At 36.7% G+C, this 13,339-nt stretch carries 14 protein-coding genes; 9 read left to right on the top strand and 5 right to left on the bottom strand.

Translation table 11 applies throughout. The annotated features are described in order from the left end of the window. Positions 1-118: 118 nt before the first annotated feature. Together QH639_RS21095 and QH639_RS21090 are read right to left on the bottom strand one after the other, a co-directional pair. Positions 119-2,023 (bottom strand): heavy metal translocating P-type ATPase, encoded by a 1,905-nt coding sequence (locus tag QH639_RS21095; protein WP_281115227.1) that lies wholly within the window; start codon positions 2,021-2,023, stop codon positions 119-121. A 272-nt stretch (positions 2,024-2,295) separates the two neighbouring features. Further along, positions 2,296-3,834, bottom strand: a complete 1,539-nt coding sequence (locus QH639_RS21090; RefSeq protein WP_131521942.1) for a fumarate hydratase — start codon at positions 3,832-3,834, stop codon at positions 2,296-2,298. A gap of 188 nt (positions 3,835-4,022) precedes the next feature. Here QH639_RS21090 and QH639_RS21085 point away from each other — a divergent pair, with 188 nt between their 5' ends. Continuing rightward, on the top strand, positions 4,023-4,823 hold the full coding sequence (locus QH639_RS21085; RefSeq protein WP_131521941.1) for a YwqG family protein: 801 nt from the start codon (positions 4,023-4,025) through the stop codon (positions 4,821-4,823). A gap of 41 nt (positions 4,824-4,864) precedes the next feature. Here the strand turns inward: QH639_RS21085 and QH639_RS21080 are convergent, their stop codons facing one another. Continuing rightward, positions 4,865-5,050 (bottom strand): SE1561 family protein, encoded by a 186-nt coding sequence (locus QH639_RS21080; RefSeq protein WP_237898727.1) that lies wholly within the window; start codon positions 5,048-5,050, stop codon positions 4,865-4,867. Between the two features lie 372 nt (positions 5,051-5,422). Here QH639_RS21080 and QH639_RS21075 point away from each other — a divergent pair, with 372 nt between their 5' ends. Beyond that, positions 5,423-6,607, top strand: a complete 1,185-nt coding sequence (locus tag QH639_RS21075) for an MFS transporter (protein WP_131521939.1) — start codon at positions 5,423-5,425, stop codon at positions 6,605-6,607. Positions 6,608-6,845: 238 nt separating this feature from the next. Next, a complete protein-coding gene (locus QH639_RS21070) occupies positions 6,846-7,481 on the top strand; it encodes a hypothetical protein (RefSeq protein WP_131521938.1) in 636 nt (211 codons plus the stop codon). Between the two features lie 401 nt (positions 7,482-7,882). On the opposite strand, the gene QH639_RS21065 is transcribed toward QH639_RS21070, so the two are convergent. Both QH639_RS21065 and QH639_RS21060 read right to left on the bottom strand, forming a co-directional pair. Then, positions 7,883-9,310 (bottom strand): recombinase family protein, encoded by a 1,428-nt coding sequence (locus QH639_RS21065; RefSeq protein ID WP_281115226.1) that lies wholly within the window; start codon positions 9,308-9,310, stop codon positions 7,883-7,885. Positions 9,311-9,392: 82 nt separating this feature from the next. Further along, positions 9,393-10,043: a LexA family protein gene (locus tag QH639_RS21060; RefSeq protein WP_257522554.1), complete on the bottom strand. Its 651-nt coding sequence runs from the start codon at positions 10,041-10,043 to the stop codon at positions 9,393-9,395. Positions 10,044-10,195: 152 nt separating this feature from the next. Here QH639_RS21060 and QH639_RS21055 point away from each other — a divergent pair, with 152 nt between their 5' ends. From QH639_RS21055 to QH639_RS21030, 6 genes are all read left to right on the top strand, one after another. Next, positions 10,196-10,387 (top strand): helix-turn-helix transcriptional regulator, encoded by a 192-nt coding sequence (locus QH639_RS21055; RefSeq protein WP_257520597.1) that lies wholly within the window; start codon positions 10,196-10,198, stop codon positions 10,385-10,387. A 152-nt stretch (positions 10,388-10,539) separates the two neighbouring features. After that, positions 10,540-10,692, top strand: a complete 153-nt coding sequence (locus QH639_RS21050; RefSeq protein WP_281115225.1) for a hypothetical protein — start codon at positions 10,540-10,542, stop codon at positions 10,690-10,692. A gap of 31 nt (positions 10,693-10,723) precedes the next feature. Further along, entirely contained in the window at positions 10,724-10,987 is a 264-nt protein-coding gene (locus QH639_RS21045; protein ID WP_281115224.1) for a hypothetical protein, read from the top strand. A 28-nt stretch (positions 10,988-11,015) separates the two neighbouring features. After that, on the top strand, positions 11,016-11,360 hold the full coding sequence (locus QH639_RS21040; RefSeq protein ID WP_281115223.1) for a hypothetical protein: 345 nt from the start codon (positions 11,016-11,018) through the stop codon (positions 11,358-11,360). 286 nt (positions 11,361-11,646) lie between these two features. Next, a complete protein-coding gene (locus QH639_RS21035) occupies positions 11,647-12,567 on the top strand; it encodes a rolling circle replication-associated protein (protein WP_281115222.1) in 921 nt (306 codons plus the stop codon). After that, positions 12,542-13,303: a ParA family protein gene (locus tag QH639_RS21030; RefSeq protein ID WP_281115221.1), complete on the top strand. Its 762-nt coding sequence runs from the start codon at positions 12,542-12,544 to the stop codon at positions 13,301-13,303. The genes QH639_RS21035 and QH639_RS21030 overlap by 26 nt, the downstream gene beginning before the upstream one ends. Positions 13,304-13,339: the final 36 nt, after the last annotated feature.

Below are 13,339 nucleotides of genomic sequence, written 5' to 3'. Positions count from 1 at the left end.
TTTAACTTGATTTTAGCTGATTAAATGCATCAATTATTCAATAAAAGCCTCAACGGATGGCGCAGGAAGAGGAGCTTTTAAGCAAGCTGGACTCAATTATGCTGAGGCTTAATTGATGTTAAACATTTTTATTGAGCATACGTAAACCATTTAGAATAACTAGAATTGTACTACCTTCATGCCCGATTACGCCTAAAGGCAAGTCGACAACTTGTAAAAAGTTAGAGGCGATTAATAAGACAATAACCCCGATAGAAAAGAAAATATTTTGTTTCACAATACGTTGCATTTTACGTGATAAACGAACAGCATAGGCGATTTTTGATAAGTCATTTTTCATTAGCACGACATCCGCTGTTTCAAGCGCCACATCTGTACCTTCACCCATAGCGATGCCAGTAGTTGCGGTAGCCAATGCAGGGGCATCATTAATACCGTCGCCGACCATGCCAACAAATTGATGTTGTGTAAGTAGGCGTTTCATTTCAGTTACCTTCGTTTCTGGCAGACATTCTGCGACGTATTCAGTAACGCCAGCCTCCTTCGCGATAACTTTCGCTGTTTTTTCGTTGTCACCTGTAAGCATCACCACTTGAATACCAAGCTCTTTTAATAATGTAACAGCCTTTTTAGCTTCGGAGCGCACAGTATCCTTTAATGCTGTTAATGCAACAATACCATGTTGATCGCGAATGAAAATAACTGTTTTTCCCTCTTCTGTAAGTTTAGTTACAGCACTATTGGCAAAACTGTTAGCAAGTTGTACATCAACAAACTCTGGTTTGCCTACTTGATACTCCTTGTTTTGAATCGTTCCTTTAATACCCCAGCCAGGAATATCTTCAATTGTTGCTTGTGGCAGTATGTCGATTCCTTCAGCCTTAGCATAGGAGGTAATCGCTTGGGCAAGGGGATGATTGGATTGAGATTCAATTCCTGCAAGAATTGCTAGAGCCGTCTCACGTTCTACTCCATCACGGACAATAAAATCTGTAACAACTGGTTTTCCTTGCGTTAAAGTACCTGTTTTATCGACCGCCAATGCACGTAACACACTAAGATGCTCTAAATGTAAACCACCTTTAAATAGCACACCATTTTTTGCACCATTTGATATAGTAGCGAGTGTTGCAGGCATAATGGAGGCAACGAGTGCACAAGGTGAAGCAACCACTAATAACACCATTGCTCGGTAAAAGGTTGTTGTCCAGTCCCAGCCGAGTAAGAAGTGGGGAAGAACCATCATAATGGCAACACCAAGTAAAACAAATTTTACATAAGTCCCTTCAAACTTTTCGATGAATTGTTGAGAGGGAGATTTTTCACTTTGGGCACTTTGAACGAGCTGTATAATTTTTTGGAAAAGGGTCTCTGAATTCGCCTTTGTCATTTCCATAGTAATAGCACCATTTAAGTTGACTGTGCCTGCAAAAACTTCGTCTCCTTCGCTTTTTGAGATTGGCAGTGGCTCACCGCTAATAGCTGACTCATCAATAGAAGATTGGCCTTTAAAAATAATGCCGTCTGCTGGAATTCGTTCGCCCGGTTTAATCAATAAATGATCCCCGATTTGTAATGTGGAAACTGATACTTTCATAGGCTCAAATCCGCCACGCACTAACCAAGCTTCTTCTGGCTGTAAATTCATAAGTGCAGATATTTCGCGATGACTTTTATTCATCGCATAAGTTTCAAGTGCACCACTTACTGCAAAAATAAATATTAGGATGGCCCCCTCTGTCCAATAGCCAATTGCAGCTGAGCCAATTGCAGCTAATACCATCAACAGCTCAACATTTAGCTTTCGCTCTTCTATGGTTTCTTCAATGCCTTCTTTTGCTTTCGCGAAACCACCTACACAAAAGGCAATTAAATATAGTAGAACAGAAGCTGTTGTTTGTCCACTTGTGTCTAAACGCCATGCTAGTAAGATGAAAATTCCAGCCATTAATGCAGCAATTAATTCTGCATGTTCTTTTATTTTCTCAATTATGTTTATGTTTTCTCGATTAGAGTATTCCATCTTTATCCCTCCTGATAATGAAAATCAATATCAAAACCTTTATAAATTAGCGTTGTTTTGAGCTATTCAATTGAAAATGGATTTCAATTACCATCTCTTTTGTTTAGAATTATTATAACAAAGGAATTTATAAAAATAAAGTAGGAAGTTTGATGGAGATTTTTAAACAATTTGCGAAAGGATTGAAAAAGGCACAGTCTATTCACTAGGAATATTCTGTGCCTTACAAAATTGTGCAATAAAACGAGTTACTACTGCTACCTATTATTTAATTAGAAGACTCTTTCTGCATGCAAAGCTAGTTTTTCTAATGATGATTTATCCACATCTGCATGTAGTGAGTTACCATGTGAATCCATTGTTACAACTGCTGTAAATTTTTCAACATTTAAGTGCCACATAGCTTCAGGGATACCGAATTCCATTAAATCAACACCATCAACGCCTTTAATACAATCCGCATAGTATTGTGCTGCTCCACCGATTGCATTCAAGTAAACGCCACCATGCTCATTAAGCGCTTTTAATGTTTTTGGTCCCATTCCACCTTTACCAATAACAGCACGGATACCGAATTTTTTCATGATATCGCCTTGATAAGGCTCCTCACGAATTGAAGTAGTTGGACCAGCCGCTTTCACTGTCCAGTTGCCTTCTTCGTCTTTTGCCATTACAGGTCCACAGTGATAGATAACTTGTCCATTTAAATCAACTGGTGCATCGTGGCTCATTAAATGGTGGTGGATGGCGTCACGGCCAGTATACATACGACCAGTAATCGAAACGACATCTCCAACTTTTAATGAACGAATTTGTTCTTCAGTAATTGGCGCAGTAAGTTCTACTACATCTGTAGTTGTATCTTCTGTTGTAGCAGCAACTTCATTTTCTTTGAAGGTAATTTTTTCACCTTCTTGATAGTGCCAATTCAAAATTTCGCCAGTTTGAGGATCGATGTCCACAGCCATACGACGGTAAGCCCAACAATTATATGCTACTGATACATAGAAAGAGGCAGGAATACGGTGCATTACGCCAATTTTACAGCCTAATAATGTTGCTTCACCACCGAAGCCCATTGTACCGATACCAAATGTGTTAGCCGTTTTAACAACGTATTCTTCTAACTTAGCAAGATCTGCATTTGGATTTGTATCTTCAACATGGCGGAATAATTGCTCTTTTGCTAAATCATAGCCCGAAGAACGGTCTCCACCAATACCTACACCAATGAAACCAGCAGAACACCCTTGACCTTGTGCTTGGTATACAGAGTGTAAAATACATTTACGAATACCATCTAAGTCACGCCCTGCACGACCAAGACCTTCTAATTCACATGGTAGACTGTATTGAATGTTTTTATTTTCACAGCCGCCGCCTTTGAGAATTAACTTAATTGTAATGTAATCTTTTTCCCATTGTTCAAATTTCATTACTGGCAAACCATCACCAAGATTATTACCACTGTTTGCACCAGATAATGAATCCACCGCATTAGGACGTAATTTAGCATCTGCAGTTGTATCGCTGATTGCTTTTTTGATTGCAGCTTTAATTTCTAATTGGTTTACGCCAACAGGAGTATAAATTTTGAAAGTTGGTAGCCCTGTATCCTGACAAATTGGTGACACGTTATCTTCTGCCATAATAATATTATTTGCGATTGTGTCTAAGCTCATTGCTGCACGAGTACCAGCATTTTCAGCTTCTTTTGCTTTTTTAATAGCACGACGTACATCCTTAGGTAAATTCGTAGATGTTTCAGTAATTAAATCGTAAAGACTCTTCTCCAAATTTTGTAGATTCATTGGTATTGCCCCCCATAGAAAAATTGATTATTTCCACGTTACATTATACTCTTTTCAACTAATGAAAAAAAGAGTCCTTATCTGAGACTGCTAAATTAAAGCATATTTTAATAATATAGAAGGAGAGTATTGATTTTACAGAACATTTGTTCTAAAATAGAATAAATCCAATATTAGGAGGAACTTGCATGGCTGCTAAAACTTTACTTGAATTACCAGAAGCATTCGAGCAATATAGACCATTAATAGAGGGGACAATGAAGCCTGTTGTAATGGTTAATACGGAGATAAGCAAGACAACTTTATTTCAAAGTAAGTTTGCAGGAGATCCTTATTTCCCATTGGCGATGGAATATCCAAAAAACATGAAGGGACAACCGTTAAAGCTATTAGCTCAAATTAACTTTGCAGAGGTTCCTATGCATTTACCCAATTTCCCAGAAGAGGGAATATTGCAGTTTTATATTGATGGTTATGACGATGTTTTAGGAATGGATTTTGATAATGGACAAAAACAAGAAGGCTTTCGTGTAATATTTCATGAACAAGTTATGCAAGATGAAGCACAGCTTATACAAGACTTTTCTTTTATAGAAATAGATGATGAGGAATTATATTTTCCTGTCGAGCGTGAAATGGCATTATCCTTTACTACAGGCGTTGAGCCGATGTCGATTGATGATTTTAGAAGCAATGAAAAGTATGCTAGCATCTTAACAGCTTTGGAGGATGACGAAGCATTAGAAGACAGCTTCTATGATGCTATGACTGGTGATGGTTGTAAAATTGGAGGCTATCCATTCTTTACGCAAGAGGATCCTCGAGCATATGGAGATTATAAAGATTCAATCATTTTGCTGTTACAGATTGATAGTGTCGGCGACAATATTCTTTGGGGTGATTGTGGCGTTGGCAATTTCTTTATCACAGAGGAAGAGTTAATGAATAAAGATTTTAGCAAGGTACTTTATAATTGGGATTGCCATTAAAAAACAAGCGAGCACACGATGCTCGCTTGTTTTTTTATTCATTATTGTTCACGAGCATGAAATTGCTCCATTTTGTCCTCTAAATCATCCATCATTTGGATTAAGCGATCAATATCTTCTAACTCAGCTGTTTCAGGATCAAGGGCATCTAATACTTCTAAAAACATCTCCAGACGCTCTTTTAAATAGGTTACTTGTTGCTCTTTATTAGTGATTGGCTTTGACATTCGTACACCTCATTTCATCCCTTTCATCGTAGCCGATTTGAGCTTAAATTTCAATGTTTAGGGAAACACCTAGGACTAAGAGATTAATTTTAAAAAAACAATAGACAGAATATTTACAATATTAAGTATGTATGTTAAAGTTGTTTTAAGATAAAGTAAAGGAGCTGATTGAAAAAAGTCATCTGTAACGCTAACTCGAAAAGGAGGGAGTTTAAACAAGTAATCGGTAATATTCAAAAGCCGAAAATCGTGTTTATACAATTAAATGAGGATAAGTATTAGTTAAGCCTTAGCGTAAAATCACATGTGGTGAGCGCTAAGGCTTTTTGGTATGCTGTTCTTTGGAAGAATGACTAGATAGTGGAGGGAAAAATGACGTACTTCTCAGATTACAGCAAGAAAAGATTTACCATTTTAGTAATAATTGTATCCATATCAGGCTTTTCACAAGGGATGCTATTACCGCTTATTTCGATAATTTTTGAACGTGATGGGGTATCCTCTGCATTGAATGGCTTGAATGCAACAGGCTTATACATAGGAACATTATTGATTTCACCATTTATCGAGCAGCCCTTACGCAGGTGGGGCTATAAACCGATTATTTTAATTGGTGGAGCACTAGTTTTTGCGTCTTTACTTGCATTTCCTCTATGGAAAAGTGTGACCTTTTGGTTTGTCCTTCGTTTATTAATTGGCGTAGGCGATCATGCCTTGCATTATGCGACACAAACATGGATTACAAGTACAGCAGATCATAAAAGCTTAGGAAAGGGAATGGCCATCTATGGCTTATCATTTAGCATAGGTTTTGCTGTTGGACCACTTATGGTGAGGCTAATTGAAATTGCTGAGGCGCTACCGTTTATCGTATCTTCAATAATGTGCCTATTAGCATGGTCCTTTGTATTTCTCTTACAAAATGAAAAGCCTGAGCGTTTAACAGGTGACTTAAATGCCAGAGGGTGGCAACGGTACAAAATGGCTATTTTATTTGGGTGGATTGCCTTTTTAGGTCCATTTGTTTATGGCTTTCTGGAGTCTTCACTAAATGCCTTGTTTCCTGTCTATGCACTACGCAAGGGCTTTGAAGTCGGCATGATTCCTATCATTTTATCTGTTTTTACATTTGGTGGTATTTTAACGCAAGTGCCGCTTGGTGCACTAGGAGATAAAGTAGGGAGAAGGAATATTTTGATGATTGGGTCATTTGGTGGCGCAATTATTTTTGCGATTGCAAGTTTTTTAGAGCATTCACAATTCGCTGTGGCGGTCGCATTTTTCTTAACGGGTACGCTGGTTGGCTCGATGTTTTCTTTAGGAATTACATTTATGGCTGATTTGACACCAAAGGAGCTACTGCCTACGGGGAATTTACTATGCGGAATTGCTTTAAGTATTGGTAGCTTAACAGGTCCATTTTTAGGTGGAGTTTATTTAGAATATGTAAAAAATTATAGCTTCCTTTTACTTGTGGCTATGCTTTTGCTAGCCGTTGCAATCGTTTTATTTATATTTGGACGCCGCATGCATCAACAACCAACGATGGCAAAATAAAAAGAGCGGGGCTCATCTCCCGCTCAAAAAACAAAAAACGCCCAGCAAATCCGTGCTGTTATGGCGTTTTTTGCGTAACAAGGATGTTCCGTCCAAGTTACATAGGTTTGGCACCTAGAAAATTATTATACAGACATGTTCTAATGAAAGCAATAAAAAATAAAATGGGTATTTTTGGACATTATCTATCTTTCTATTTATAATAAAGGAACACTTGCTTAAAAAGGAGGTTTTTATCATGACAGAAATGAAAAAACTATCTATCCACCGTGCTTTAACAGAATTAAAAATGCTGACTCTACGAATTGAAGCAGCAACAAATGAGGTTAGCGCAGTCGTAGCTAATCGAAAAAGCAATCGTAAAATTAATGGTGTAGACATTCCTGAATATGAAAAACAAATGCAAGCATCCTATGATAAAGTGCTAGGTTTAATTTCCTATCGAAATAAAATAAAAGCACTAGTTGTGCAGTCCAATGCAAACACAAAGGTGTTGGTGGGCAAAGAGGAAATGACTGTAGCGGAGGCAATTGAACGGAAACAATCCATTCAATACGAAAAGAATTTGCTAGAAGTTATTCAGCATCAGCATCGTTCAGCTATCAATACGGTTGCCAAAGAAAATGATGCATTACCTGCAAAGCTGGAAACCTATTTAATTAACATATTGGGCAATAAAGATAAACAATCACCAGAGGAAGTTAAATTACATACCGAAACATTTATGAAAAGAAATGAGTTTGAAATCATTGATCCCCTAAATGTTAAACAACAAATTGAGAAATTGAGCAATCGGATTGAAGAATTTGAATCAGAGGTGGACGCTGTCTTATCAGAGTCGAATGCCACAACCTTTATTGAAGTACACGTTTAAAAAGATTTGCATGTCCTAGCGAAAATGGAAAACGAAAAGTCACTCGCGCTTCAAGGCATGTGTGCGAGTTAAAACGTAAAACATGCCTTACTCCAATGGTAACTTTCAACTAAACTGATTTGAAAGCTCAAAGGTAAAAGGTGAAAGTACAAAGCTTACGTTTTAAAGTTCTTTGGATAAAAGCTGAAAATTTAACATTTAATAATCATTTAAATCCTGGGTTATTGGTTAAGGTATCGACTTTTCTGGACCATCCATCATCCACCAGGCAGCTTGTGCTGTGCATTAGAAAAAGGACGTTTCTAAAAGAAACGTCCTTTTCATACTATTTGTTTTTTAAAACAAGTTTTGCAACGCATTCCACCTGAATAGACTGTTTTTGCAACATAGGAATGCACAGTTTAAAATGCCCAATCTATGATAATATTATCGTTAGAAACGATTATTTTATTGATTAGTTTGGCGACTATCAATCGTTTCTGATCCGTCTCCTCGTTATCCCAATCAAATGTGGCTAACTGGGAGACCGTTTTTTTTATTTCTTCAAAATTCTTGGGCGTATTTTCGTTTTCTAATTCAGTTATATGCTGAGTTACTTTTTCTTTTTCCTCATTTAAAGTCTCGATTTTTTTACTCATTATTTCTATAGGAACTTTGTTTAAACTGTATAAATCAATTAACTTAGAAATTTGGTTATCAATATTTTGAACTTCCGTTTTAAGTCTCTTTATTTTAATGGAAACATCACTTTTATCTCCAAGGCGATAATTTTCAACAACGCTTATGTTGATTTTTTTAATTTCATCAATTATATGCTGTTCAAGTATATCTTTTTGCTCGTGTGACTTTTTGCAATTTTCATCTCTAATCATATGAATGCGTGTTTTTTGTCTAGAGTAGCAAGAGTAATATCGTACATTTTCACCGTTTTTGAGTTTTCCACCTGTTCTACCAAACAGACGAGCGCCACAGTGACCACAATATAAAAGTCCAGTAAGTAAGTATTTCTTTCGAGAAGGGTCAGAGGTGCTAGCACGTTTCTTCATTAAATTTTGGGCTTGTTCATATTGCTCAAGCGTAATAATGGGTTTGTGTTCACCTTCGTAGAAGTCGTTCTTGTGCTTGATTTTACCTGCATAAATAGGATTAGTTAGAATGTTACGGACGGTGGTTTCTGTGTTGGTGACACCAGGGTACTTTTTAAGCACAAGATGAAAAATTTTATTAGTTCCATTTCCTCGAAGGTACTCTTCATATATCGTTTTTACGCATTCAGCTTCGTATTCATTTATAACAAGTTTACCGTCTATATAATCATAACCTTTAACGGTTTTTGATTTACCGCCACCGCCATGCCATTTACCTTCTTTTGCACGTTCCTCTTTACCCATCATAGTACGTTCCCTTATTTGCTCACGTTCTAATTGAGCAAACACTGATAAAATACCGATCATGGCTCGTCCAAAAGGAGTTGATGTGTCAAAAGATTCATTCATGCTAACAAAATCAACGGAATTTTTTAAGAATACATCTTCTATCAAGTACAAAGTGTCTTTTTGTGATCTACTTAATCTGTCGAGCTTATAAACCAACACAAGGTCAGTAGCGCCTAACTCAACTTGTTTAATCATTTCTTGTAAGGCAGGGCGATTCATATTAGATCCTGAATAAGCTGGATCAATAAAAGTTTTTACAACAGTATAATTTTTTGCTTTGGCATATGCACGCAAGCGTTCTTCCTGAGCGCCTACTGAATAGCCCTCTTTGGCTTGTTCTATAGTAGATACTCTGATGTAAAGAAATACTCTGATTGATGCTTTATCATCCACGAAAATCCTCCTAGATAATAGAAAAGAGCGAGACGTATGAGCCTGCTCTTTTTTGTAATTAATTTTTAGCGCTAAATATTAATTATAAATCTTGTGTGAAACGTATTGCTTTACCAATGATTCGAGCTGGATTATCTGGGCTAATTACGTAAGGCTCGTGTTTAGGGTTATCAGGCATTAAAAAAACGGTTTCACCTTGCCTTTTTACCCTTTTAAGAGTTGCCTCTGTATCACCATTAACCAGTACAGCAGCGATTTCTCCATTTTCAACCTCTGGCTGTTCCCTTATTAAAACGTAAGAACCATTAGGAATGGTTGGCTCCATGCTATCCCCTTTAGCTTGTAAGTATATGAGTTTTCCACTAGGTAAATTGTCAGGCGATTCATATCTATAGCCCAGTAAATTTTCTTCTGCTGTGATTGGATCACCGCAAGCTATTTTGCCTAAAATAGGGATTTTTATGGTTGCAGGAGATATTTCTATCAAATTAGTTGGCCGATCTAAGGTGTTAACTTTTCTTTTGTCATCCATAAGATCTCGCATAGTAATATTAAAATAGTCAGCTATTTTTTGTATTTTATCTATTCGAGGATATTTTTCACCTCGGGACCAATAAGATACTGAAGTTTCACTAACTCCTAAATGTTCTGCAAGAACCTTTTGGCTAACGTCACGACTGTTTAATAGTGCTTGTAAGTTATCTGCAAAAATTTCTCTTTGGGTTCGCAATATAGCACCTCCTTTCTATCAATATTATAAACTTTTAGTTATATTAGGTAAATACTTTTCTAACATTTTGTGAAAAAAATTAACTTTAAGTGTTGACTATTAACTTTAAGTTTATTATATTTGTGTTAATAGAATTGTGAGAGGAGTGAAAGTCAATGAAAAGATTTTCTTTAGCTGCACTTAGAGTCAATCGTAATATGACGCAACAAGATGTAGCAGATCGTCTTGGAGTATCTCGTCAAACAGTGGCACAATGGGAAAATAACTGTAATGCTAAGGAATTGGTTATTTATGCTTTAGCGAAGTTATACGATGTTGAATTAGACGAAATTCAAATTACTGCATAAATTTTTTTGACTGATAGTTAACTTTAAGTTAATTATCGGTCAGTACATAATCTAAGCGCTGTGGTACCGAGCCGATGACGGTATATGTATTCGAATTTATAGCTTATATGACGGTAGCAACGTTAAGAAATTTCTGGAAGGGGTGATGAAGGATGGATAGTGCTAAAAAAATTATTAATAGAGATAAAAACGGTAACGTCATCAAGGATTTATCCAAGGTGACGTTACCACAGGAACTAGAAATTAGTATTTTTAAAATTCTAAATCCTGATCTTCAAATTAAAGAAGTAAAATTTGTTTCCTAGTTTTTTGATAGAAAAGTGGAGGTTAAAAATTATGAAACTACAACCAGCGAGTGAAATGGCAAAAATAGCAGAAAAGAATTACGAAAAATTTAAACAAAACATTTTGGAAAGCGAAGGGTTTGAATCCTTGATAAACGGTATTGAAGAAACTGCTAATGAAGGGTGTAAAACACTTATATACAATGTTGATCCTTTATGTGATCCACGTACTAAGGGTTTTCTTAAATCGCTATTAATTGAAGCGGGTTATGGAGTTATCTCCTTAGATCAACACGCTATGCAAATTACATGGTGAAAAAAATTAAAGCAATGGAGGAAAGAGAATGTTAGAACAACTACAACACGCATACGAAAAATCATTACAAAACCTAGTATTTGTGGATTTTATGAATAAAAAAGTGATTTCAAGTGGTGGTCTTAGAGGTCTAGAAATAGAACTTTCAAAAGAAATAGCTTGCCGTAAGGACTTAATAACAGCGATTAATTATCACTTTAAAAATGGGGATTTTGATTTGGGGATAGGGCTGATTGATGCTCTTTCAAAAAGAGCCGATTACATCAAACGATTAGATGCTCAGGTTAAAGCGCACCGACGAAACAAATTATCCGAGATTGCTAGTCGGTTCGAGAAGATTTCAGTGGTGAGTCGCAATGCAAACCCAAGTTGAAGGCAAAAAAAAACTGCTTAATCGCTCCAACGATTAAACAGCATGTAAATCTTGAAAATTTGATCTCAATTACTAACTACTGGACATAGTTAGAAACCTTAAAACCTTTGCCGTACTTATGAGAGGTACGGCTTTATTTGACTATTGCCAAACACGTTAATGCTAGTATAGCAACCCTCATGGTAATTAGTCAATTAGCGTCCTTGTAATAGATATTAGGTTTACGACGATGCCTTAAACATGACAAGGATAATAGATTATTAACAACATGGGGAGAGAGATTCGCATGAAGAGAAAACACAACATTAAGCATGTACTAGCAGCATATGAGGATTCGTTTGCGATAGAGAAAAAGGATAGTAGAGAAGAACATATTGAGAGTTTACGTGCCAAGTCTTTAGCTGGGTATCGTGTGAAAACGATCAAGAGTGGAGAAATATTGGAAATTGAAGCCTACCCTTATTGGGAAGTACCACAGGGTTTACGTAAAAAGAAAAGTGAGAGTAGCCAAGCGCAAAAGAATCTGAATGATAAAAACACTAAGAAACATGTTACACGACTTATTAACGCAAATTTCAGAAATTATGTGGACATTTGGCTTACGTACACTTACCCACAAGGGAAAATGCCAGTAGATTTTGAGCAGGCAAAAAAAGATATGACCAATCTTATTAGACGGATGAGGGATTGGCTAAAAAAGCAGGAGCAGTACAAAGATTTTAAATTGAAGTATATCTATGTGACAGAGCATACACGAGACGGCAACAAGGTAAGGGCTCACCATCACATGGTTACAAATTTTCCTGATCGTGATATTGCTGAAAAGTTGTGGAATTGTGGGGGACGTACTCAGTCAAGACGATTGCAAAGTGATGATTTTGGTTTTGAGGGAATGGCTCGTTATATCACAAAAGAAAAAGGTAGCAAAACGATGAAACGTTATACACCATCTCGCAATCTAAAGCAACCAACTGTTACAGTAGCGGATAAAAAGTTGACTCGTAGACGTGCAGAGAAGATCGCTAAGGATGAAGTATCAGCACATGAAATTTTTGAAAAGTGGCACAAAGATTATCAATTCAAGGACATGCAAGTGAAGTTTTCTGATTTTGTTTCAGGGGCTTACTTGTATGTACGAATGAAGCGGATAGATAGCATAACTAAAGAAAGAAGGAAATTAGATGATGAAGACGATCAGCATTATTAATTTAAAAGGCGGGGTAGCTAAAACAATTTCGGCTATCAATATCGCTCACATATTAGTAAAGGTACATGGAAAAAAGGTGCTGCTTATTGATAATGACAAGCAGGGTAATACATCTAAATTTTTTGGGCTTTATGATCCTGATAGTGAGTATGGATTATCAGAGTTATTAACAGTAAGGGATATAGATGTGGATAACGTTATTCAGCAAACAGGCTATGAAGGGTTAGACATTATCACTGCCAACATGAGTTTATTACGTGCGAATAAAGAAATCTTGATGGATGTATCACGCCCACAGCAAACACGCCTACGTAAAAAACTAGAGTCAGTGAAAGATCGTTACGACTACGTAATTATTGACAATGCTCCAGATATCAACATGACAGTGGTAAATGCATTAGTAGCTTCAGATGATGTTTTAGTACCAATTAAGGTAGATCAATTTGCTTTTGATGGGTTGGAGCAGATTCTAGAGCAGATTGACCATGTAAGTGAGTTTAATAGCGACATTCATTTTGCAGGATGTTTTGTCACAATGTATCAGCGCAACAACGTGAATCAGCAAGGGGCAGAATTATTAGAACAGCAAGGTTACCCGATGTTTTCTACGCGAATTAGAAAAACAGTAAAGGTAGATGAAATGACGTTCACTGGAAAGCCGTTGTTAGAATATGCGAAGCGGTCAACAGCTTGTGTGGATTATGTAGCACTAGTAAATGAATATTTGAAATTGTAATTGTGATAGTTTCGGGCACATTTTTTCGAAAGGAGA

Source organism: Lysinibacillus sp. 1 U-2021 (assembly GCF_029916965.1).
Lineage (GTDB): Bacteria > Bacillota > Bacilli > Bacillales_A > Planococcaceae > Lysinibacillus > Lysinibacillus capsici.
This window is presented reverse-complemented; position numbering and strand designations above follow the sequence as displayed.